This is a genomic window from Telluria aromaticivorans, assembly GCF_013003915.1.
GTDB classification, from domain to species: Bacteria; Pseudomonadota; Gammaproteobacteria; order Burkholderiales; family Burkholderiaceae_D; genus Telluria; species Telluria aromaticivorans.
The window spans coordinates 254,055-275,232 of record NZ_JABAIV010000006.1 but is presented as its reverse complement, the minus strand read 5'-3'; the positions used below and the strand labels follow the sequence as shown (position 1 = coordinate 275,232).

The window sequence follows — 21,178 nt, the reverse complement described above, 5'->3', positions numbered from 1 at the left end:
CCACGCGTTCAACCAGCGCTTGTACGGACGCGGTGCGGTCTTTTTTACGTTAACGATCATAGCGTGGGCAGGAAAACCTGCCCACGCTATGAGGTGCAGCTGTGCTGATGTGCCCTCAGGCGGCAAGCAGCAGCGTGTCGGAAGAGTGGTTGACGCTCACGCCGGCGCGTTGAGATTGCCCGGCATCCGCCTTGTGGACCACAAACGTGCTCACTAGCCGCGCCAGGGCAGTCGCCTGGTCTTCCAGCGACTGCGCCGCCGCTGCCGCTTCTTCCACCAGCGCGGCATTCTGCTGGGTGACGTCATCCATCTGGCTGACGGCAGCATTCACGCCTTCGATGCCCAGGGTCTGCTCGGCGCTAGCCGAGGCGATCTCGGACACGATGGCGGTGACCCGGGTGATGCCCTCAACGATCTCTTGCATTGTTGACCCGGCCTCATTAACCAGGCGTCCACCGGCATCGACTTTTGACACCGAGTCACTAATCAGGGTGCGGATTTCCTTCGCTGCGCCGGCCGAGCGCTGGGCCAGATTGCGCACTTCGGATGCCACAACGGCGAAGCCACGGCCCTGCTCGCCAGCGCGGGCCGCTTCCACAGCCGCATTCAAGGCCAGGATATTGGTCTGGAAGGCGATGCTGTCGATGACGCCGATGATGTCGCCGATCTGTTTTGACGAAGCATTGATCGACGCCATGGTCGACACCACCTGCGAGACCACGGCGCCGCCGCGCTGCGCGATGCCTGACGCGGCCTGGGCCAGCGTGCTGGCCTGGCGCGCGCTGTCGGCGTTCTGGCGCACGGTGCTGGTCAGTTCTTCCATCGACGAGGCGGTTTCTTCCAGCGCGCTGGCCTGCTGCTCGGTGCGCGACGACAGGTCGAGGTTGCCCGTCGCAATCTGCTGGGACGCGGTGACGATGGCGTCGGTGCCGCTACGCACTTCGGTCACGGTCTTGCGCAGGCTGTCGTTCATGGTCTTCAGGGCGGCCAGCAGGTCGCCGACCTCATCGCGCGACGTCACTTCGATGTCGGCAGTCAAGTCACCCGAAGCAACCTGGCGGGCGAGCCCGACCGCACGCGCCAGCGGACCGGTAATGCTGCGGGTCAGGAGCAGGCCAAAGATGCTGCCGCAAACGATTGCACCGATGCCGAGGGCAATCAAGAGGTTTTTGGCATCCGAGTACAGGGTGTCGATCCGTGTGCTGGCGTCGTCGAACAGGTGCTCCTGGAAAGCCACGACGGTCTCGACCGAGCTCACGTATTCCTTCATGGCCGGCATCAGTGCGCTGGCCACATAGGCTTTCAGCTCGACATCACCCGGGCCCAGTGCGGTCTTGCGCTTGAATGCTTCGTCGCGGATGGCCACGTACTGCTTGCGGCGCGCGGCGACGTTTTGCAGGAGCTGCTTGCCCTTGTCGCTTTCCACCAGCGCTTCCAGCTCTTTCTGCACCTTGGTGACGCCGGCGCTGACGGCCTTCATCTCATCGGTGTAGTACTTGTCGTCTTCCGGATCCGTGCTCTTGACCTTGGCCAGGGTGCGCACGCTGTTGGTGGCAATGCCGTCGAGCCAGTTCTGGGCCAGGTTGGCCTTGTGGTTAGTGGCTGCCATGACCGTTTTGCCGTCCGCAATGCGGCTCAACTGCGCCAGGGCGGCGCCCAGCATGACGGCCATCAGCACCAGGAGTGCAGCGAACGCGCAGCCGAGGCGCGTACCAATTCGCAAATTATTGAAGTACATGATCTACACCATAAAAATCGATACCGGAACCGGCGACGGCGCTGGCTGCCCAACCAACGCGGATTATCTTACCCAAGTAAGATAAATCCACTTTACCTATGGTGGATTTTCCGTGTTGCAATTTTTAGTGAAATGTGATGGAAGTTTGTCACCGATGCAAGAAAAAACGCTTTAAAAACAACGGTTTAGTATAAAAACAACATGCAAGTTGACAAGAAAACCAGGCCCTCTTCCTCAACCAGGAAGCTGGCCACGCTCGAGCAGCGGCAGCACGTCGTCGCTCTCGAGCGGCCGGCTGAACAGGAAGCCCTGGTATTCGTCGCAGGCCATGCCGCGCAGCACGTCGAGCTGGGCTTGCGTTTCGACGCCTTCGGCCACTACCTTCAGCTTGAGCCCGCGCGCCAGGTTGATGATCGACAGGGCAATCGCGGCGCTGTCCTCGTCGCGGTCGAGGTCGCGCACGAAGGCGCGGTCGACCTTCAGGCGCGAGACCGGGAAACGCTTCAGGTAGGCCAGGCTCGAATAGCCGGTGCCGAAGTCGTCGATCGCCAGGTCCACGCCGAGCGCGCGGATGTCGTGCATCAGGACGTCGACTTCCTTTTCGCGGCTCATCAGCGCGGTCTCGGTGATCTCGAGTTCGAGGCTGCCGTCGGGCAGATTGTACTGGGCCAGGCAGCGCCGGATCGTGTCGAGCAGGGATTTTTGATAGAACTGGCGCGGCGACAAGTTCACCGCCACCTTCACCGGCCGCCCCAGCACGGCCGACCATTCGCCGATCTGGCGGCAGGCTTCCTCCAGCACCCAGGCGCCGATCGGAATGATCAGGCCGGTACGTTCGGCAACCGGGATGAACTGCACCGGCGATACCGGGCCGAGTTCGGGATTGGTCCAGCGCAGCAGCGCTTCGAAACCGACCACCGCCTGCTCGTCGATCGTCACCTTGGGCTGGTAGACCAGGCGCAGCTCGCCACGCTCGAGGGCGCGGCGCAGGTGCGCCTCGACCGTGAGCCGGTGGCCGAGCTCGGTATGCATGCCGGCCGAGAAGAAATGGATGGCTTCTTCGCCACTGCCGGCATGGCTGCTCGCGCCCTGGGCGTTGCGGTACAGTTCGTCCGCCTGGCGCCCGTCCTGGGGAGACAGGGCCACGCCCAGCACCGGATTGAGGAAGAAATCGCGCCCGTCGACCGAGATCGGGCGCGACAGCAGGGCATGCACGTCGGTGGCGAACTGCTCGACCGCCTGCCGGCCGCCGGCCGCATCGAGCAGGAAGGCGAATTCTGCGCCGCGGATGCGCGCCACCAGGGCCCGCTCGCCAAACGCGGTGCGCAGCAATTCGCCGATGCGCTGCAACGCGCGGTCGCCGGCGTCGTGGCCGAGCAGGTCGACGATCTCGCGCAGGCGTTCCAGCACCAGGGCCACCACTGCCAGGGTGCCACCTTCGGCGCCTTCGCCCGCTTGCGCAATACGGGCCGCCAGCTGGCGCCCGAACTGGGCCTGGTTCGGCAGCCCGGTGACGGGGTCGAACTCGGCCAGCCAGGCCAGGCGCGCTTCGGCGCGTTCGCGCTCGGTGATGTCGCTGAGCACGTTGACCAGGTGGGCCCTGCCGTCTTCTGCGGTCAGGCGGGTGGTCAGCTGGATCACGGTGCGGGTTTCGCCGCTGCCGTCGCGCATGGTGCCGGCGGCGTCCAGGCTGGCGCCCTGGTCGAGCACCGCCTGGTAGCGCCGCTCGCGGTCCTCGTCGCTGCCATCGAAGACCGCGTGCTCGTCCTGTCCGGGCAGGACGTCGCGCGGCCGGCCGACCAGGCGCGCAAAGGCTTCGTTGGCAAGGACGATGCGGCGCTCGCTGTCGAGTACCCAGATCGGCGCACCGACCGCATTTACGATCGAGTCGAGGTAATCGAAGCGCTTGACCAGGCGCGCCTCGCTGGCCGAGACCAGCTCGATCAGGCGGAACTGGCGCCGTGCATCGCGCGCGACCCGCCACGCCAGCAACACCAGCACGCCCGACAGGGACAGGTAGAAGGCCAGCGCCGTCCACAGCCGCCCGTACCAGGCTTCCAGGGCCACGTTGCGCTTCATGCCGGTAATGATCACCAGGGGAAAGCCTTCGACGCTGTCGTAGCCATACAGGCCGACGTTGCCGTTGATCGGGCTGGTGGACTCGAAGGCGCCGCGGCTGGTCCGCGGCAGCTGCTCGCTGAATAGCGGCGTATCGTTGAACGAACGGCCGATTCCGGCGGGGTAGCCCGGCCCACGGATCAGCATGGTGCCGTCGCGGTGCAGCAGGGTGACCGAGCCACCCTCGCCGAGCTCGATCAAGCGGTACAGGCTCTCAAAGCGGGCCGAGTCGACCTGGGCTGCCACCGTACCCGCATACTGGCCGGCGGCATCGCGCACGCTGCGGCTGAAATTGAGGATGCCGTGTCCGGTGGCACGGTCGACGTTGCTGATGCTGATTTGCGGCCCTTCGGCGCGCGCGGGCGGCAGCGTGGGCGGGGGCAGGTCGGCGCCGCCTTCGGCGGGCGCGACGCTGGCCGCCACGCGGCCGGTGGCATCGAAGACGACCAGGCGCAGCAGGTAGGGATGGGCCAATCCGGCATGCTCTTCCACGAAGCCCGGCACCAGCACCCCTGCGCCGCGCGCGCGGTAGAGGGTGGCCGTGCGCCGCGCCGTGCTGTCGATGGCCTGGGCCACGCCCGCGGTCTGGGCGGCGAAAGCGATCGCCATGTTGCGCAGCGTCACCTTCTGGTTGCGCAAAGTGTCTTCGTAACTCGCATACAGCATCGAGGCGGTCACCAAGCCGAGCGCAGCAATCAGCCCGGCCGTGACGACCACGAGTCGGGCAAGCGGGTAGGGACGGATCGGATGAGCAGGTTCGGGCTTGGTCAGGGGCATGCGCCGTGTCGTTTTCAAAATGACTACGGGGTCGATTCTACATGCGACACCGGGGAACGTAGCGCAAATGCCGCACCATGCAAAACGGCCGGGCTGGGCCGGCCGTTTCGGGGAAGTGCAGCAGGCTCAGGCAGTTACCGGCGCGGCGCCGTCCTTGACCCTCGACTTGCGCTGGCGGCTGGCCAGGAACCAGATGATGGCAATCGGAACCAGCAAGGGCAGCAGCAGCGGCGAGATCGCCAGCGCCACGGCCACGGCGGCCACGCACAGTGCGCCCAGCAGGATCACGCCGAGGCCGGCAAACACCACGGCCAGCACCGCGCCGACGACCAGCATCACCAGGCCACCGATGATGGCGCCGCCGCCGGCGAACACCAGCCCGAGGAAGGCGCCCAGCGGCCCGTCGATTTCGTCGCCGTCGAAGTTGACCGACATGAAGTCAGCGGTCGCCATGTCCCACAGCAGCAGGGCAAACAGGAAAAGAAGCAGGTAGGGAACATATTTTTTCATGGCGGTCCTCGTCGGTGGTGTGTTGGGATTCTTCAAGCAATGTGTGTACTGTAAGCACACGCAAGCGCACGGGCCACCGGATTGCGACAGGCTGTTATTTTGACGCACCGGAAGGCGCGCATGGGCGATAAAGCTGCGTTCCGGGCGTCAAACAACGTGGCCGGTTTGGCATTGCATTCATGGGTCCGTTACCTATACTGACAGCCTGCTCCGTAACAGGGGGATCCTATGCAAGCTGTCATCCGGAAGATCGGGGACCACGTGGCCGTCCTGCACTGCACACTGGCCAACGGCGGTCCCAAAGGCCCGCCATCGGCGCCACCCGCCATACCGCCGATCATCATCAATCCGTTCAAACGCGAGGCGCCGTCGCCCGCCGTCGACCCGAAGCCAACCCCGGATCGCCCGCCGGTGCGGCCGCCACGGCGCCCCGACTGGCGCTTTCCGCGCATTGCCTGAAGCCGCAGCATCGATATATAAGGCGGGCCTGCCAAACGGGCTTCGTCCTGCGCCCCGTTTCCTCTATGATCTCGGCTTGACGTTACAGGAAGCACGAGGAAACACGACATGAACGAGAATATCGAGCACGATCACGAAGACCACGAGGGCGAACCCGAACTGGTGCAGGAACCGCGCCTGTGGCAGGGCAACGGCTGGACCGCCCGCGTCATCAAGAACGAAGACGACGAGGGTTGGGCAGTGGCAATGATCAAGGACGGCGAGCCGGAACCGGCCCTGGTCGGGCCCTGGACCATGGGCCGCGACAAGAAGAACCCGAAGCCGCTCGACACCAATGCCTTCAATACGCTGGTCAAGACCGCGTCGGAGGTCATCCGCCGCCACGAACAGCACCTGCACGCAATCCTGCACAAGAACCTGCACGTGTGGACCGAGAAGAGCGGCAACCTGAAGGTGACCCTGGATATCGTGCCGGACGACGACGATCCGTACGGGATGCTGGCGGCCACCGACGAGATGAGCGAGCAGGTGGCGAAGGTGCGGGTGCCGGCCAGCTTCAAGCTGACGCAATCGTCGGCGATTGCCTGGATCGAGGCCGATTTCAAGGCGCCGCGCGCCTGAAGCGAGCGGCGGCCAGGCAGCGATTGTCCTGGCCAGCCCTCGTCGATCACCTTCCCATCAAGGCGCTGTCCTTGCTTTCGCGCTGCAATAGCGCGTCGATCAGGGCGCGCCGGTTGAACGGATCATCGGGAAACGCAATGTCCGGCTGTACAAGCAGCGGCGCGCTGCTACCCGCCGGCCGGTCAAACACGATACGCGGCAAGACCAGTTCCAGGCCGGTGTTCGGCAGGATCCGGATCTGGTTGCCCCCGCTTTGCCGCGTGCGGGCATAGCCGCCCGAGCCTGCCAGCCGGCCGAATCCGAAATCCTGCATCACGTTAGTGAACAGCACCGCGGATGAATAAGTCATTCCTCCCACCAGCACATATACACGCCCCGTGAAGCGCAGTGGATTGGCCGGCGCCGGCTGCTCCCACTTATCGAGCTCGGCCTGGACGATGTCGCCGACGCGTTCGCTGCCGCTGGCACGGCCGGGGATGACCTTCTTCACATACGCCGAGGCATGGCGATAGGGCCGGGTGGCGATGTAGGGCAGCAGCCCCTGTTTCCACATGTCATCATCGCCGCCGGCGTTTTCGCGCACGTCGATCAGCAAGGTGGTGGTGCCGGATTCACGCATGCGCGCGAATGCCGCTGCCGTGAATGCATAGAATTTCTGCTTGTCCGGCCAGATGAACTGGTTGACCGTCATCAGGGCGGTGTTCTTGCCCAGCAATTCGAACTGGTAGACGCGGTCGAAGTCGGATTCGCTGGTACCGACGAGCGCCTCGGGGCGTGCCGCGCTTCCGGCTACCTCCATCAGCCTGCCCCCATGCGAGAAGGTATAGCGGGCAGGTGCACCATACGTTTTCCAGTAATGGAACCACCAGCGGCGCGACAGCACCTCGGCCCGGAACCGCGGCGTATCACCATGTGCCTGCTGCAAGAGCTCCTGCACGAGCCGGGCTGCTGGAATGCCGTTGATGGTGTCAACCGGCGTCCCGGCGAGCGCAGTCGCGCTTCCGCCCAGGCCGGAACGGATGAACAGTTTGCCATCGGCGCTTGCCTGCACCTCGTAGGGGAAGAGGAGGCCACCGGCATCCCGGTGCGCCTGGGCCTGGGCGCGCCACTGCGGCTGCAGCACTGCGAAATGTGCATCGGCAAACTGCGCATTGAGCCTGGCGAGAACACGCCATGCTGCATCCCGGCTCATCGGTACCGACAGCTGCCGGTGCGCCATGTCCAGTGCATTGTCGAGGTCGCTGCGGGAGATCGACGAACCTGGCTCCGGATGGATCTCGCCGATCGACTGGCGGATGAACTGCACGTCCTGCCGTAGCTGGTCGACCGTGAATTCCGGCTCGGCCGCATGGATGGCGGCGCTTGCCAGCATGCCGGCGATCAGGATCCAGACTGGCTGTCGCATTCAAGACCTCATGTTGTGAAAACGACTATTGTATAGTTTGATAGGTGGCCCGGGATTTACGCTGGATGAGATCAGGCCAATCCCGTGGGCTCTCCCGGCGACTGCCTGAGCCTCGCCGTTGTTTTCCGTGTCGTCACAGCCCCTGCGCCACCAAAGCACTGTCTGCCAACCCGATCTGCTGCTAATATTTCCGTTGGGAATTAATTTTCAAGGATTACCATGGAACGTCTCGACCGACTGGAAGCCGTCCAGTCGATGCTGCTTGAAATCGGGCAGCTGTCGACCACCTGCAGCGACATCACCGACTTCATCTGCGCGGTCCACCGCGCCCTCGGCCGCATCATGTATGCGGCCAATTTCTATGTGGCGCTGTGCGACCGCGAGGACGGAACCATCCGCTTCCCGTATTTCGTCGACGAAGCCGACGACGAAGTGCCGGCGCCGGGACAGCGCATCGCGCTGGCAGCGCCGGAACAGTCGCCGACTTCCTGGGTGGTGGTCAACCGCCAGCGCCTGATGATCACGGCCGACGACTTCGAGGCGCGCGACCGCGAGGGCATGCAGTGGGGCCACGGGAGCGCGGCCGAGCACTGGATGGGCGTGCCGCTGCTCGACCAGCACCAGCAGGCGCTGGGCGCGATGGTCATCCAGAGCTATACCAAGAACGTCACCTACAGCGAGGAAGACCAGGCGCTGTTCACGCAGATCGCGAACCACGTCTCCAACGCGCTGCAGGGCCTGCAGAGCATGGACCGGCTCGAGCGCGCGGTACAGGAACGCACCGCCGCGCTGGCGATCGAGGTGGCCGAGCGCAGCCGCGCCGAGCAGGTGCAGCATGCGCTGTTCCAGATCGCCAGCCTGTCGGCCCAGGCGCTCGACACCGCCGCGCTGTCGGCCAGCCTGCACCGCATCATCGGCGAGCTGATGGTGGCGGAGAACTTCCTGATCGGCCTGTACCACCCGGATACCCAGGAAATCAGCATCCCGTATTTCGTCGACCAGAAAGACCGCGAGGCGCCGGTCAAGCGCTTCCCGTTCGGGAAGGCGATGTGTTCCTACGTGTTGTCGAGCAAGCAGCCCCAGCTTCACGACGCCACCAGCTTCCGCCACCTCGTGGCCAACGGCCTGGTGCACGAACCGCTCGGGAACACCGACATTGCCAGCTGGATGGGCGCGCCGATGCTGGTGCACGAGCAGCCCTACGGCGTGCTGATCGTGCAGAGCTACGATGCCTCGATCATCTATACCAAGGCCGACCTCGACCTGCTGGCCTTCATGGCCAGCCACGTCGCGGTGGCGCTGGCGCGCATGCAGGCCGACCGCCGGATGCGCAAGACCAAGGAAGCGCTGGAAGCGCAGAATGCGGCCCTGAACGAAGCCTTGCACCGCCTGCAGGAAGCGCAGTCGGAACTGGTGCGCCAGGAGAAGCTGGCCTCGCTGGGACGGCTGGTAGCGGGCGTGGCGCACGAGATCAACACCCCGCTGGGCATCTGCGTGACGGCCACCAGTCACCTGGTGCAGGAACTCAAGCTCACGCGCGAAGAGCTGGCGGCGGGCGAGATGACCGAAGACAGCCTGAACTCCTTCCTCGACATCATCGACCAGTCGCTGCGCATCATGACCACCAACACGCAACGGGCCGCGGCGCTGGTGCGCAGCTTCAAGCAGGTGGCGGTGGACCAGTCATCCGACGACATCCGCAACTTCAACCTGTGCGCCTACCTGAACGAGGTACTGCTGTCGCTGCAGCCCAAGTTCAAGGGCCGCAAGGTGAAGGTGGAAGTCGAGTGCGCCAAGGACCTGGTGCTCGACAGCTTCCCGGGCGCGGTCTCGCAGATCGTCACCAACATGGTCATGAATTCGCTGGTGCACGGCTTCGAGCACGAACAGCACGGGAGAATCACGATCCGCGCGGCGCTCGAGGACGAGCAGGTGGTGTTCGAGTACGCCGACGACGGCGCGGGGATGGACAAGGAGACGCTGGACAAGCTGTTCGACCCGTTCTTCACCACCAAGCGCGGGACTGGGGGCAGCGGGCTGGGCGCGCATATCCTGTACAACCTGGTGACGGGGCCGCTGGGCGGGACGGTGCGGGTAGAGAGCGCACCGGGGCAGGGGCTGAAGTATTACCTGCGGTTTCCGCGCTCGCAGAGGAAGTAGGGGTTCGTAGCGTGGGCGGCTATGCCGCCCACGCGGTCAACTAACACCAGATCTGCCCCAGCGGCTGCGCTACCGATAACTATCACCGCGTGGGCGTTAGTAATCCCGGGCATTGCCCGGAATTACCCCGCCCACCCTACGGGTTGGTGGTGTCTTGACGTCCCGTCAATCCGGCCACTGCGCATTGATCTCCAGCGCCTTGTCCATATTCTTGATCAGCAAATCCACGTAAAACGGATCCAGGTGATGCCCCGCCACTTCGCGCAGGTGCTCGGTGACCTTGGCGGCCGGCCAGGCGTCCTTGTAGCAGCGCTTGTGGCTGAGGGCGTCGAACACGTCGGCCACCGCCACGATGCGGGCATACGGGTGGATGGCTTCGCCGCGCAGGCCTTGCGGATAGCCGCTGCCGTCGAATTTCTCGTGGTGCTGGTGGGCGATCACGGCGGCGGCCTTCAGGATCGGGCGCTGCGAGCCGTCCAGGATCTGCAGGCCGACGGTGGGGTGCTGGCGCATGATTTCCCACTCTTCGTCATTGAGCTTGCCCGGCTTGAGCAGCACCGCGTCCGGCGTGGCGATCTTGCCGATATCGTGCATCGGCGCCGCATGCATCAGGGTCGCAGTCTGGTCTTCCGGCATGCCGGCAGCCTGCGCCAGCAGGTAGCAGACCTGCGACATGCGGCGCACGTGGTTGCCCGCCTCATGCGAGCGCGATTCGACCACGTCGCCCAGGCGCAGGATCAGCTCTGCCTGGGTATCGGTGATCTCCTGGTTCAGCAGGATGTTATCAAAAGCGATCGCCACGCCCGAGCAGAACACTTCCAGCAGCTTGGCGTCGATCTCCGCGATCTCTTCCACGCCCTTGAGCACCAGCAGCGAAGCCTTGCCGCTGGCGTTCGGGAAGTAGCCGACATAGGTGTTGCCGTGCAGGCGCGAGATGCGGTTGTGGCGCGCGTCATCTAACTGGGCCACCAGTTCCGGGCCGATTTCCTCGCCTTCCATCTCGCCGATCCGGGCCAGCACTTCGTACTGGCTTTCGCCGGCGATCACGCTGGCGCCCGTCAGGCGCAGCAGCATGCTCTGCTCCAGGCGCAGCAGTGCCACTACCTGCTGCAGCAGGCCGTTGGCGAAATCCTTCAGGTTACGCTGCTGGAAAATATGGGCCGAGGCTTCGATCACGCGTTCCAGGCCTTCGCGGTAGTTCTGCTGCGCGCGGCGCGCTTCCTCGACCTTCATGATGTCGCGGTAGGCGCGCAGGGCGGCGAAGGTGGTCGTGAACAGCTTGGTGCGATCGAGTTCGGTCTTTTCCTTGTAATCGTTGATGTCGTAGTCGACGATCACGCGTTCTTCCGGCGCCTGGCCAGGCTGGCCGGTGCGCAGCACGATGCGGGTGAACTGGTTGTCCAGTTCCTTGCGCATCCAGCGCGCCACTTCCAAGCCGCTGTCCTCGCGCTCCATCACGACGTCGAGGAAGACCAGGGCGATGTCCTTCTCGCGCGCCAGCACTTCCTTGGCCTCGGCGCCGCTGTAGGCATGCACGAACGACAATGCACGGCCGTCGAGGCGGAAGCGCGACAGGGTCAGCTTGGTGATGTCATGGATATCCGGTTCGTCGTCGACGAGCAGGACTTTCCACGGAGCCAGCTTTGGCGCGGCAGAGGACAAGAATGACATAGGTTTCCGTTACCTTGGGTTGATCGACGACACAATCCGCGGCAGGAAAGTCACAAAAATAATGCCGCAAGTCAAGATGATTGTAGTACGCCCCTTGAGGCTTAACAACAGGCAACATTAAAAGTGTTGGTTAACGATGTCACAGACGACCCGTCATGAATAAAGGGTCAATACAAGATGGTGAAAACACCGTCAATCGTAGCGTTTCTGGCAACGTTCGCAGTAGAAGCTGCGCCGGTTGGAGCGGCCGAGCTTGGCCTTGAGGTAGGGGATATCGCAGCGCGGGCAAATCTTCTTGGCATGCGCCAGCCAGTGCTGCTTGAGCACGTACTGGCGCTTCCATTCCAGGAAATCGAAACTGTACTGCCGGGCTTCGTCGACCAGGGCGCGCAGCTTCGGGGCGGGCAGGGCGCCCATGGTGGACAGCGGGTGCACCCGGATGCGGAACAGCACTTCGTTCTTGATGATGTTGCCGACCCCGGAAAAAATGTCCTGGTCGAGCAGGGCGTCGCAGGCCAGCATGTCCCGGTTTGCGCGCAGCTTCTTGCGCGCCTTCTTCGGGTCCCAGGTCTCGGACATCACGTCGGCGCTGAAGTCGTAGGCTGCGTAGGCGTCGCGATCGATTTCGCGGATGGCGCAGGCGTAGAGATTGAGCTCGTCGCCCGTGGCGGTTTCGATCGACAGGCGCGGCACCTTGCCTTCGCGCGTCTCGTTGATGCGGTAGGTGCCGAACAACAGGAAGTGCACGCGCAGGACCATCTCCGGCGTCTCGATCAGGAAGTGCTTGCCCCAGGTATGGATCGCGGTGATGCACTGGCCGACGAGGCGCGCCGGGTCGAAGGCGCGGACGTTGCCGTCGGCGCGCACGATCGCCTGGCCGCTGAAATCCTTGGCCAGCTCTTTGAGGATGTATAGCGATGGTCCTTCGGGCACGGTAGCGGCCTCCTTTGCGCCATTGTCGGCTGAGTGCGCAAAATGCCATGTACGGGGCCTAACATTTGGATACAAAACTTCGACAATCGACCCCCTCGAAAAGCCGGGCAATGGGCGTATATTGGATTGTGATTCACTGTAAAAAAGTAGTCCGGAACAACGAAAGGGAATGCGATGAAATCCTCGATTGGCAAACTGGCCCTTGCAGGGCTGCTTGCGCTTGGCGCCGGCGCCGCCTCGGCGGGCGTGACCGTCAATTATGTGGAGTCCGACAAATTCGCGGACCTGCCGTTTGCGCCGTGGGAGCGCGAGGAGGTTCTGCGCGACCTGGCAGACCATTTCGCCAAGCTCGGTAAAGCCCTGCCGCCGGGAGTCGACCTGAAGGTGGACATCACCGAGATCGACCTGGCGGGCCGCGAATACCCGAATGCGCGTTCCGGCCGCGAGCTGCGCGTGCTGAACGGGATGGCGGACTGGCCGATGATCGAGCTGCGCTACACGCTCACCAGCAATGGCCAGGTCGTGGGCAGCGGCAGTGAGCGCCTCAGCGACATGTCTTACCTGAACCGCATCAGCCGATTCTCGGACAGCGACAGCCTGCGCTACGAGAAGCGCATGATCGACGACTGGTTCAACAAAACCATCCTGCAAAAAAAGCCGGGCTGAACGCTTTGGCGGCAATGCATGTGAAAACGGCGCTGTGAAGCGCTAATGCCGTTCAGTTAGCATGAAAATCTAGGGTGGCTGGCGAAGCCAGCCACCCTACGAGCTTGTGAAAAAAACTCCAGGGCAAGGCGCATCGTCGAAGACAGTACGCTAGTACGGCGAGACGAATGCAACGCAGCAACGGAGGAATTTTTCACAAGCTCTACGTTTAACTGAACGCCATTAGCTGTGAAGCGCCGTTTTTCTTGCGAGGCTTACTGTGACTTCTTCTCGATGCGGCTTTTTGCCATGGCCACCGGATCCTTCACCGTGTAATCCGAAGGCACCGCGAACAGCGCCGCCGCCGGTTCCTCGCGCCTGAGGCTTTCCAGGCGCAGCACCGCGTCGCCGGCGCGCGGGTCGCTGCGCTTCTGGTACACCACCGCCTGCAGCTCCGGCGACACCCAGGTCTCGGTGCTGACCACGATCGCGTTGCGGTTGCCGATCTCGCCGGCCGGGATCTCGTAGCTGCGGCTGCTGCCCTGGGCCTTCAAGCCGTTGAATTCGCGGGTGCCGAGGTCTTTGAAGGTGGCTTTCGCGGCCCATTTGTGTTCATCCATGGCGCCGGCGATCATCGGTGCGACCCGCGCCGCAATCGCGGGCGACGCGGACTGGGCGATGCGGATCTGGACATCACGGTGTTCTCCGCTGCGTTCGACCTGCTTGATGATCACGCGCTCGTGCGCGCCTTCGGCCAGCTTGCCTTCCTTGTGCAGTTCGTCGATGCGGGCATGGGCCTGGGCGGCGGCGGCGCGCGCGGCAAGGCGTGCTTCCGAGCCGGCGACCCGCGCTTCGGCGGCCGCGACACGCGCTTCGCGGGCCGCGACGCGGGCGTGTTCGCGGGCAGCGATCACGGTGGCATTCGGCGCCGAAATCTTGATCGCGGTCTTGTCACGCGGGCGCAAGAAGTAGCGCGCGCCTTCGACCGGATCGACGATCGTCACGCTGCGTACTTCGCCTTCGGCATTGCGCACTTCGCTGCGGGTGCGGCCGGCGCTGTCGCGGTAGCTCATCGTGCTGGACTTGTTGACGATCTGGTTGCCGTCGCCCAGCGTCTGGATGCGCTCGGACACCATTTCGGCGCTGTAGGGCGCATTTTTCACCAACTTGGCGCCGTGCATATGCACGACCGTCGCGCCGCCCAGGCTGCCCAGGCCATCGAGGGCGCGCAGTTCGGCCAGGTTGCCCAGTTCGACGTGGACCCCGTCGCCGGTGCGGGTGACGATGCGGCGCTCGGTGCGTTCGGTACGCGCTGCCTGCTCGCCGGCTTCCAGGCCAGCTTCATTGGCCAGGGCCGGGGCGAATGCGCAGGCTAGCAGCGCGGCAATCAGGATCTTCGTAGGTGTCATGGCTTCCTCTTGTGGTGAATGGGTGTGCTTAGTTGGTGGAACTTAGCCGCACGGCCAGCGGGTGGCCGTCAGCGGCGACAAGCATTTCGGCGCGCACGGTGTCGTTTGCGTTGTCAGGGTTGACCGGTACGCCGATCGAGGCCAGGGCGGTGCGCGGCAGGTCGGCTTCGACCAGCTGGGCATCGGGTTCGCTTTCGATCCGTTCAAGCGTATCGAGGGCAACGAAGGCAGCGCCGTTGTCAAAGCTGACCAGCGGCTGCCCGCTCACGCTCACGGCACGGTGCGGCGACAGCGCCAGCAGCACGGCGACCACCGTCAGCGAGCACAGTGCCCCGGCCGTGCCCCATTGCGGCAGGCTCAAGGCGTGGTACCAGCGCTTGCGCGGCGCGAACTGGCGGGTGAAGGCCTGCATCAATTCCTTTTCGACGCAGCGCGGCGCATCGATGCCGGCCAGTTCGCCGCGCAATACTGCGAAGCAGGGGGCGAGGGTGGCGTCCGGGTTGTCCTTGGTATCCATCATTTACTCCATTAGTTTGCACACGCCGACCGGGGCGCGCCAGCCGCATGCGCCTGGAGGCGCTTGGCCAGGGCCGCCCGGCCACGCGACAGGCGTGAGCGGACGGTGCCGATGTCGACCTGGCAGACCGTGGCGATCTCCAGGTAGGACAGGTCGTGCAGTTCGTACAGGATGACCACGTCGCGGTAGTGCGCCGGCAGCAGCGCCAGTGCGCGCCGCACTTGTTCGGCCGCCTCGTTGCCCAGCAGGCGGGCCAGCGGCTCGGCGCCTTCGCAGGCGAGGTCGAGTTCGTTGTCGCCATCCGCGTCGGGCTCGGGCAGTGCGACCTGGCGCTGGCGCGGTTCTTCCAGCTTCAGGATCAGGTTGCGCGCTACCCCGAACAGGAAGTGCTGGAGTTGCCCGCGCAGCGGATCGAAACCGAAGCGCTTGGTGAGCAGGCCCATGAAGGCTTCCTGCACCACGTCGGCCGCCGTGTCGCCAGAGCCGCAGCGCATCAGCGCGTAGCGGTACAAGGGGCCCTGGTGGCGCCGGTACAGGGCCGTGAAGGCATCGGCGCGGCCGGCATGCGTCTGGCGCAGCAGGTCAAAGTCGGCGGCGGCGGTGTCGAGGGGCGTGGTCATGGTCGTCATCTTTAACCGTATTCCGCCGGGGAGGCGGAAAAGTTCCAATTATTTTCGGAACGGATAAAAATGCGTTGGCGCGGAGCCCCGGGGATGCCGGCCGCGAATGCGGCCGGCAGGGGATGTCAGCGGATGAGGGCGGTGCGCTTGCGGCGGCGCGAGGCGAGCAGGCCGGTTGCGCCGGCGGCCAGAAGCAGCAGGGAGCCGGGCTCCGGCACGTCACTGCTTACTTGTTCCAACAAGGTGATCTGGGCCCCGAACCCCATCCAGCGGTCGTCGTTCAGCCCCCGGAAAGCGCCGCTCATCGATAAACGGTCCAACTGTCCCAGGTCGAGAGCGGCAGGCATCGACGTATCGTTGAACATGCTCCCGCTATGGTCCCCGAACTCAAGAAACATGCTTCGCTCAAACTGATCGTCCGAATTGAACATGGCAAGATGAAGCTCATCTGATCTCCCTTGCGTGCCGGGGGCGACGTCGCGCACATGGGCCGTACCGGATGGATCGAGCCCGGCGCCGGCTGCAAAGCTATAGCCGGTCCGCTCGAAGCGGTAATTCATGAAGTCCGCCGGCGACCGGACGTAGTAGGCAGTCCGGTATTCAGGGTCTGCTTCTTCCTGGTCGGGTGTCACTGCCGTGTCGTAACGGAAGGTGCCGCTGATCAGGTCGCCGGCTTTGAACGAGATGCCTGCGAACTCGGTTTCATCGTACACACCCTCGTAATTACCTGTTGCAGGGTTCAGCGCAACCATGTAATCAAGTGTGGCGGTATAGCGGAAGGTAAGGACAGACGCCTGCGCCGCAAGGGGAAGCAGGCAGGCGAGGCCGGTGATGCAGAGCTTGGCGAACACGTTCATGGAGTGACTCGTTGATGGCGAAATGATCACAATCAAGCATTGCAACACAGGCTTGCAATGCTGTCTATCCACAGTGGGTAGTCTTGGAGCGCCTGACAATTCCCCCGATGGCCGCGTTGCATCGTCTCGCCGTACTTGCGTACTGTCTTCGTGGTCCGCCACTGCGGCGACGCGCCGGGTGGCCGCATCCCTTGCCCTCGGGGTTGTGTTAGGCGCTCTTAGTCGACCCAGTTCACCCGGTCGAATTTACCGCGGAACTCATCCGGCATCATCACCACCTGGCTGCTCTTGTAGTTGAAAAACACGAACCCCGACTTCGCCATCGCAATCAGGGTGCGGTCGCGCGGGCGGGTGACGCGGAAGGTGATGTCGCCGCCGTATTTGTTGAAGTCCATGACGCCGACTTCGAACAGCAGCTGGTCGCGTGCGTGGGCTTCGGCGCGGTAGGTGGTGGCCAGGTCGGTGACGATGATGCCGGTGCCGTCGCGCTCGGTCTCGCCGACGCCGAACTCGAACAGGAAGCGTGCCCGCGCCTCGGAGATCATCGAGATCATCGAATCGTTGCCGAGGTGGTTGGCGGCATTGATGTCGGTGACCCGCACCGACATCGGGGTGGAGTAGTAGAACTGGTCTTCTGGGAAGTTAAGTTGTAAGCGTGCCATATTTCAATTTTAACCTCAGGCGGAAGTTCATGGAGCGGGGGAGCGCCCGATTTTATAGACGCTGCCGCGCGAGGTCGTGAGGTAGAGCTCGCCGACGCCGTCCTGCCCGAATGAGATGACGTTGCCGATGCCGCTGATGTTCCAGTCGCGCTGCTCGGTCACGTTGCCACCCGTGGCCAGGAAACTCTTCAGGAAGCCGCGGCAATAGTCCGAGTAGAAGTAGCGTCCGGCCAGTTCGGGCATGGCGCTGCCGCGGTAGACGAAGCCGCCGGTGATCGAGCAGCCGTTGGCGTCGTTGGCGCCGTGGTCGTACTCGAAGACTGGCAAGGTCAGGCCGGTGCGGTCGCAGGTGGTGGCGTTGAAGCACAGCGTGCCTTCCATCGTGTTCCAGCCGTAATTCAGGCCCGCGGTGCCCGCGACGCTGATGTTGATTTCTTCGCGGCGGTCCTGGCCGACGTCACTCAGGTAGAGCTGGCCGCTGTCCCAGCTGAAACGCCACGGGTTGCGCAGGCCTGCGGCCCAGATCTCGCCACGCCGCCCGGCCTGGTTGATGTAAGGATTGCTGGGCGGGATGGTGAAGGGCTGGCCGGCGACTGCGGTCGCCACGTCGATCCGCAGCAGCTTGCCCAGCAGCGAATTCAGGTTCTGCCCGTTGCGCAGCGGGTCGCCGGCGCCGCCGCCATCGCCGGTGCCCAGGTAAAGGAAGCCGTCGGGCCCGAAGGCCACCTGGCCGCCGAAGTGGTTGGTGAAATTCGCGTGCGGAATGCGCAGGATGACCAGGTTCGAGGTCGGGTCGGCCAGGCTGGGATTGCTGCTGGCCGTGAAGCGCTCGATGACGATGTTCTGCTGCGGGTCGGTGTAATAGATGTAGAAATAGCCGTTGCGGGCGAAGGCCGGGTCGAAGGCCAGCGACAGCAGGCCGCCTTCGCCGCCCGTGAAGACGCGGCCGCTGATGTCGAGGAAGGGCAGGGTCAGCACATTGCCGTTCTGGACGATGCGGATGCGCCCCGGCCGCTCCAGCACGAACAGGCGCGTGTCGCCCGTCGGCGCGGACAGCCAGGTGGGGTTTTCCAGGTTGGCGGCCACTTCGCTGAGCGCGATGCTGACGGCGGTGCCGCCATAGCTAACGGTGGCGGTGACGGTGCCGCCGGCGGTGACTACCGCGCTCTGCGTGGCAGGAGTGGGCGTATAGCTGACACCGCTCGCGTTGACCGGTGCGGCGGCCACGCTATAGCTGCCGGCTGCGAGGCTGGCCAGGGTTTGCGACGCGGTCAGGTCTTGCTGGAAGTTGTTGGGGCCAGTGACGCGCACCGAGGCGTTGACGCCGGCCGGCAGGCCGGTGGTGGTGACGACCAGGGTGCCGGTGGTGGCCGCGGGCGGCGGGGTGGGGCCGGGAGTGCCGGGACTGCCGCCACCGCCGCCGCAGGCGGAAAGCGAGGCGATCGTTGCCAGCGCGAGTAACAGCAAGAGCGTCCGCAGGACTATCCGAACATGTTCGGTCAGCATGTTTGCCTCCATGAGGAGCAGCACATCGTCGACCCCCATTCTGCCAGCGAAGGCAGGCGCACGTGCACACCGCAGATCAGCGTGGCTGATGCGCGACGCTGTGGCCGGAACGGCTTAGCGCGTCAGACGATAGATCAGTATTGCCGCACGAATCGCGGAACGTTCCAGGGATGTCAGGTCGACCCGCTCGCCCGGCGAATGCGCGCCGCCCCCGCTGGCGCCAAGGCCGTCGAGGCTGTCGATGAGCGGCGCGACGAACTGGATGTCGCCGGCGCCGCGCGCCGACGGCGGCACCGCGCCCACCGTGCCCAGCCCGGCGTCGTTGCTTGCCTGCGAATACTGTTCCAGGAGTTTCAGGTTGCCGGGCGTGACCGCCATCGGCGGATAGGAATCGCGGAAACTAATGGCGGCGCTGGCGCCCGGCAAACTTTGCGCCACGATCTCGCGCATGCGTGCATGGGCGCGGTCGCGCTGGGGGTAGTCGAGGTAGCGCAGGTCGCCGCGGATGGTCACGGTGTTGGCGATGACATTGGTCTTGCCGGCCGCTGTGCCCTTCGAGTTGGCTTCGTCGAGGGCGACGTCGGTGCCGCCCAGGATCACGCCCGGGTTGAAGGTCAGGCCCGGCTCGGCCACCGCCTGGCGGAAGCCGTCGAGGATGCGCGCGGCTTCATACACGGCGCCGTAGCCGCCGTTGCCGAATACGCCTTGGGAATGGCCCTGGCGGCCCTTGACGTCGAGGTCGAACGAGGCCGTGGCGCGGCGCCCCACCGTGGCCAGTGCCTGGCCGGACGCGTCGGTGATCGCGCCTTCGAAGCTGAGTGCGACATCGCTGCGCCTGGCCAGCTCGACCAGGTCGCGGCGCGATACTTCGCGCGGATGGCCGGCTTCTTCCTCGTCGCCGGTGAACACCACGCTGATGCTCGTGTTGTCCAGCGCGCCTGCACGCTGCAAGGCGCGCAACGCTGCGATCACGATCACGTTCCCGCCTTTCATGTCGCCGACGCCCTGGCCGCGCGCGCTATCGCCCTCGCGCTGCCACAGCGGACCGGGCGCGTCCGTTTCGAACACGGTGTCGAGGTGGCCGAGCAGCAGCAGGCGCTTGCCTTGCACCGTCGTTCCGCTCCGGTTGGCGACCAGATGCCCGGCGCGGCCCATGTCGCGCGGCATGTCGATCCAGGCGGTCTTGAAGCCGAGCGCGTCCAGTTCTTGACGGAAGACCTCGCCCACTGCGCGCACGCCCTGCAAATTCATGGTGCCGCTGTTGATGCGCGCGCTGCGCTCGAGCAGGTCGATTGCCTGGGGCTGCCATGCCTTGACCTCGTCGGCGATGCGCTGCTCGGCCGGAGCCAGGCCCTGGGCCTGGGCGGTTGCGCAGAGCAGGCTTGTCAGGAGGAGCGAAAGGGCGAGCTGGCGTGGCATGTCGGCGTCCTGTGCAATGGAGAATGCCCAACTCTACTACGGAAGAGATCGGTCAGGGCAGGGCGGGCGCCCGTGTGCGGGTCTTGGTGACCACCCCAGAAGGATTGATGAGCACGACATATTCGGCGAAGCGTCCGCCGCCCGCGGGCGCCTGGTACACCCAGGTCTCATAGCCGCTATCGAAGACCACGCTTTTCGTCGGCCCCAGGGCCGCAAGCAACTGCGCCTTGGTCGTCGTGCCGGGAACGATAGTTTGCTGCAACCGTTCGCTCGAGGCTTGCGTGCCGGGCGGCACGGGCGAACTGGCGCAAGCGGCGAGCAGGATGGCGCCCAGGACGGAGGTTGGCAACTTCATGGCGCATCCTCCATGTAGGTGAACTCGACCAGCGTATCGTTCGGCCAGGACGCATCCCAGATCGGCGCATAGAAAGTGCGGTCGAGCATGACCTGGCAGTCGCAGTATTGCAGGTCGGCCCTGGTCTGCTCGCCGCCCGCATACATCATCTTGAAAGGCAGGGTCTCGACGCGCTCGCCCGCGCGCAGGGTGACCGCAAAGACCGGGCGGTCGGCGAAGAACAGGTAATTGCCATCGGGGCTGCCGCAAACCTGGTCAGGCGAGCTCAGCGCGTTGGTGACCCAGGCGAACAGGGGAGAACTGTTGGACACCAGGCCGGCCTCGACGCCGACCCGGCATTCCAGGCGCATGTCGCCCAGGCGCCGGGTGCCGGCGGGCAGGCCGGGCGTAATGATCTGGGCGCGCCAGGTCATGCTGGTGGTCTTGCGGTTGGCGAGCACGGCGGCGTCTTCGCGCAGCGCCGCCTCATTGCGCGGCAGGACGAAGCTGTTGTCGGCAGCGACCGCCACCGGAATGCTGGTGCTGTCGCCGGCCACGCGCAGGGTGATGCCGCTCATGTTCACGGTCGGCAGGCGCGGCAGCAGCTGGAAACGCAGCGGCGCGCTGGGAGCCAGGGCATGCTCGCGCTCGAAGCGCTCCATGCCCTTGATCATTTTTCTGTAGGATTTATCGACCGGATCACGGGTGGATTGCACCGTGACGGTGGCGGCTTGCCCGGCGGCCTGCGCAGGAAAATCAGCGAGGCCGGCCAAGAAGGCCAGCCCATGGAAGACGCGGGAAAATCGCCGCGCCATGA

The 21,178-nt window shown here is 64.7% G+C and carries 19 protein-coding genes; 4 read left to right on the top strand and 15 right to left on the bottom strand.

The window, feature by feature from the left end; translation table 11 throughout:
* Window positions 1-115 precede the first annotated feature (115 nt).
* The 3 genes from HGB41_RS17555 to HGB41_RS17545 all read right to left on the bottom strand — a co-directional run bounded on the left by HGB41_RS17555 (window position 116) and on the right by HGB41_RS17545 (window position 5,143).
* Window positions 116-1,738 (bottom strand): methyl-accepting chemotaxis protein, encoded by a 1,623-nt coding sequence (locus HGB41_RS17555; RefSeq protein ID WP_171086775.1) that lies wholly within the window; start codon window positions 1,736-1,738, stop codon window positions 116-118.
* Window positions 1,739-1,972: 234 nt separating this feature from the next.
* Complete coding sequence (locus tag HGB41_RS17550; RefSeq protein WP_171086773.1) at window positions 1,973-4,633, bottom strand: bifunctional diguanylate cyclase/phosphodiesterase; 2,661 nt, start codon at window positions 4,631-4,633, stop codon at window positions 1,973-1,975.
* 126 nt (window positions 4,634-4,759) lie between these two features.
* Window positions 4,760-5,143, bottom strand: coding sequence for a hypothetical protein (locus HGB41_RS17545; protein WP_171086771.1), 384 nt, complete (start codon window positions 5,141-5,143; stop codon window positions 4,760-4,762).
* 228 nt (window positions 5,144-5,371) lie between these two features.
* Between HGB41_RS17545 and HGB41_RS17540 the strand changes: the two genes are divergently transcribed.
* The gene (locus HGB41_RS17540; protein WP_171086769.1) at window positions 5,372-5,602 is read left to right on the top strand and encodes a hypothetical protein; all 231 of its coding nucleotides are present in this window, start codon (window positions 5,372-5,374) and stop codon (window positions 5,600-5,602) included.
* Between the two features lie 108 nt (window positions 5,603-5,710).
* On the top strand, window positions 5,711-6,223 hold the full coding sequence (locus HGB41_RS17535) for a hypothetical protein (protein WP_171086767.1): 513 nt from the start codon (window positions 5,711-5,713) through the stop codon (window positions 6,221-6,223).
* A gap of 46 nt (window positions 6,224-6,269) precedes the next feature.
* Here HGB41_RS17535 and HGB41_RS17530 read toward each other — a convergent pair whose 3' ends face one another.
* Window positions 6,270-7,628 (bottom strand): S41 family peptidase, encoded by a 1,359-nt coding sequence (locus tag HGB41_RS17530; protein WP_171086765.1) that lies wholly within the window; start codon window positions 7,626-7,628, stop codon window positions 6,270-6,272.
* A 219-nt stretch (window positions 7,629-7,847) separates the two neighbouring features.
* Here HGB41_RS17530 and HGB41_RS17525 point away from each other — a divergent pair, with 219 nt between their 5' ends.
* A complete protein-coding gene (locus HGB41_RS17525; RefSeq protein ID WP_171086763.1) occupies window positions 7,848-9,788 on the top strand; it encodes a GAF domain-containing sensor histidine kinase in 1,941 nt (646 codons plus the stop codon).
* 165 nt (window positions 9,789-9,953) lie between these two features.
* Here the strand turns inward: HGB41_RS17525 and HGB41_RS17520 are convergent, their stop codons facing one another.
* Together HGB41_RS17520 and HGB41_RS17515 are read right to left on the bottom strand one after the other, a co-directional pair.
* On the bottom strand, window positions 9,954-11,459 hold the full coding sequence (locus tag HGB41_RS17520) for a DUF3369 domain-containing protein (RefSeq protein WP_171086761.1): 1,506 nt from the start codon (window positions 11,457-11,459) through the stop codon (window positions 9,954-9,956).
* 192 nt (window positions 11,460-11,651) lie between these two features.
* The gene (locus HGB41_RS17515; RefSeq protein WP_171086759.1) at window positions 11,652-12,392 is read right to left on the bottom strand and encodes a DNA-formamidopyrimidine glycosylase family protein; all 741 of its coding nucleotides are present in this window, start codon (window positions 12,390-12,392) and stop codon (window positions 11,652-11,654) included.
* Window positions 12,393-12,566: 174 nt separating this feature from the next.
* Here HGB41_RS17515 and HGB41_RS17510 point away from each other — a divergent pair, with 174 nt between their 5' ends.
* Window positions 12,567-13,058: a DUF3016 domain-containing protein gene (locus HGB41_RS17510; protein WP_171086756.1), complete on the top strand. Its 492-nt coding sequence runs from the start codon at window positions 12,567-12,569 to the stop codon at window positions 13,056-13,058.
* Window positions 13,059-13,312: 254 nt separating this feature from the next.
* On the opposite strand, the gene HGB41_RS17505 is transcribed toward HGB41_RS17510, so the two are convergent.
* The 9 genes from HGB41_RS17505 to HGB41_RS17465 all read right to left on the bottom strand — a co-directional run bounded on the left by HGB41_RS17505 (window position 13,313) and on the right by HGB41_RS17465 (window position 21,176).
* Entirely contained in the window at window positions 13,313-14,446 is a 1,134-nt protein-coding gene (locus HGB41_RS17505; protein ID WP_171086755.1) for a hypothetical protein, read from the bottom strand.
* Window positions 14,447-14,474: 28 nt separating this feature from the next.
* Entirely contained in the window at window positions 14,475-14,966 is a 492-nt protein-coding gene (locus HGB41_RS17500) for a hypothetical protein (RefSeq protein WP_171086753.1), read from the bottom strand.
* Between the two features lie 8 nt (window positions 14,967-14,974).
* Entirely contained in the window at window positions 14,975-15,592 is a 618-nt protein-coding gene (locus HGB41_RS17495; protein ID WP_171086751.1) for an RNA polymerase sigma factor, read from the bottom strand.
* 116 nt (window positions 15,593-15,708) lie between these two features.
* On the bottom strand, window positions 15,709-16,440 hold the full coding sequence (locus HGB41_RS17490) for a PEP-CTERM sorting domain-containing protein (protein ID WP_212761000.1): 732 nt from the start codon (window positions 16,438-16,440) through the stop codon (window positions 15,709-15,711).
* A gap of 218 nt (window positions 16,441-16,658) precedes the next feature.
* Window positions 16,659-17,102 (bottom strand): thioesterase family protein, encoded by a 444-nt coding sequence (locus tag HGB41_RS17485; RefSeq protein ID WP_171086749.1) that lies wholly within the window; start codon window positions 17,100-17,102, stop codon window positions 16,659-16,661.
* Between the two features lie 27 nt (window positions 17,103-17,129).
* Window positions 17,130-18,608: a PQQ-dependent sugar dehydrogenase gene (locus tag HGB41_RS17480; RefSeq protein WP_171086747.1), complete on the bottom strand. Its 1,479-nt coding sequence runs from the start codon at window positions 18,606-18,608 to the stop codon at window positions 17,130-17,132.
* Between the two features lie 114 nt (window positions 18,609-18,722).
* Window positions 18,723-20,027: a M20/M25/M40 family metallo-hydrolase gene (locus tag HGB41_RS17475; RefSeq protein ID WP_171086746.1), complete on the bottom strand. Its 1,305-nt coding sequence runs from the start codon at window positions 20,025-20,027 to the stop codon at window positions 18,723-18,725.
* A gap of 52 nt (window positions 20,028-20,079) precedes the next feature.
* Entirely contained in the window at window positions 20,080-20,382 is a 303-nt protein-coding gene (locus HGB41_RS17470) for a hypothetical protein (protein ID WP_171086745.1), read from the bottom strand.
* Complete coding sequence (locus tag HGB41_RS17465) at window positions 20,379-21,176, bottom strand: hypothetical protein (RefSeq protein WP_171086744.1); 798 nt, start codon at window positions 21,174-21,176, stop codon at window positions 20,379-20,381. The genes HGB41_RS17470 and HGB41_RS17465 overlap by 4 nt, the downstream gene beginning before the upstream one ends.
* Window positions 21,177-21,178 lie beyond the last annotated feature (2 nt).

Bases quoted from the DNA above. Each gene is read 5' to 3' on its own strand.
- HGB41_RS17520 (WP_171086761.1), bottom strand. From the start codon at position 11,459: ATGTCATTCTTGTCCTCTGCCGCGCCAAAGCTGGCTCCGTGGAAAGTC.
- HGB41_RS17535 (WP_171086767.1), top strand. From the start codon at position 5,711: ATGAACGAGAATATCGAGCACGATCACGAAGACCACGAGGGCGAACCC.
- HGB41_RS17470 (WP_171086745.1), bottom strand. From the start codon at position 20,382: ATGAAGTTGCCAACCTCCGTCCTGGGCGCCATCCTGCTCGCCGCTTGC.
- HGB41_RS17485 (WP_171086749.1), bottom strand. From the start codon at position 17,102: ATGGCACGCTTACAACTTAACTTCCCAGAAGACCAGTTCTACTACTCC.
- HGB41_RS17540 (WP_171086769.1), top strand. From the start codon at position 5,372: ATGCAAGCTGTCATCCGGAAGATCGGGGACCACGTGGCCGTCCTGCAC.
- HGB41_RS17505 (WP_171086755.1), bottom strand. From the start codon at position 14,446: ATGACACCTACGAAGATCCTGATTGCCGCGCTGCTAGCCTGCGCATTC.
- HGB41_RS17490 (WP_212761000.1), bottom strand. From the start codon at position 16,440: ATGAACGTGTTCGCCAAGCTCTGCATCACCGGCCTCGCCTGCCTGCTT.
- HGB41_RS17495 (WP_171086751.1), bottom strand. From the start codon at position 15,592: ATGACGACCATGACCACGCCCCTCGACACCGCCGCCGCCGACTTTGAC.
- HGB41_RS17525 (WP_171086763.1), top strand. From the start codon at position 7,848: ATGGAACGTCTCGACCGACTGGAAGCCGTCCAGTCGATGCTGCTTGAA.
- HGB41_RS17465 (WP_171086744.1), bottom strand. From the start codon at position 21,176: ATGGCGCGGCGATTTTCCCGCGTCTTCCATGGGCTGGCCTTCTTGGCC.
- HGB41_RS17475 (WP_171086746.1), bottom strand. From the start codon at position 20,027: ATGCCACGCCAGCTCGCCCTTTCGCTCCTCCTGACAAGCCTGCTCTGC.
- HGB41_RS17550 (WP_171086773.1), bottom strand. From the start codon at position 4,633: ATGCCCCTGACCAAGCCCGAACCTGCTCATCCGATCCGTCCCTACCCG.
- HGB41_RS17480 (WP_171086747.1), bottom strand. From the start codon at position 18,608: ATGCTGACCGAACATGTTCGGATAGTCCTGCGGACGCTCTTGCTGTTA.
- HGB41_RS17530 (WP_171086765.1), bottom strand. From the start codon at position 7,628: ATGCGACAGCCAGTCTGGATCCTGATCGCCGGCATGCTGGCAAGCGCC.
- HGB41_RS17510 (WP_171086756.1), top strand. From the start codon at position 12,567: ATGAAATCCTCGATTGGCAAACTGGCCCTTGCAGGGCTGCTTGCGCTT.
- HGB41_RS17555 (WP_171086775.1), bottom strand. From the start codon at position 1,738: ATGTACTTCAATAATTTGCGAATTGGTACGCGCCTCGGCTGCGCGTTC.
- HGB41_RS17500 (WP_171086753.1), bottom strand. From the start codon at position 14,966: ATGATGGATACCAAGGACAACCCGGACGCCACCCTCGCCCCCTGCTTC.
- HGB41_RS17545 (WP_171086771.1), bottom strand. From the start codon at position 5,143: ATGAAAAAATATGTTCCCTACCTGCTTCTTTTCCTGTTTGCCCTGCTG.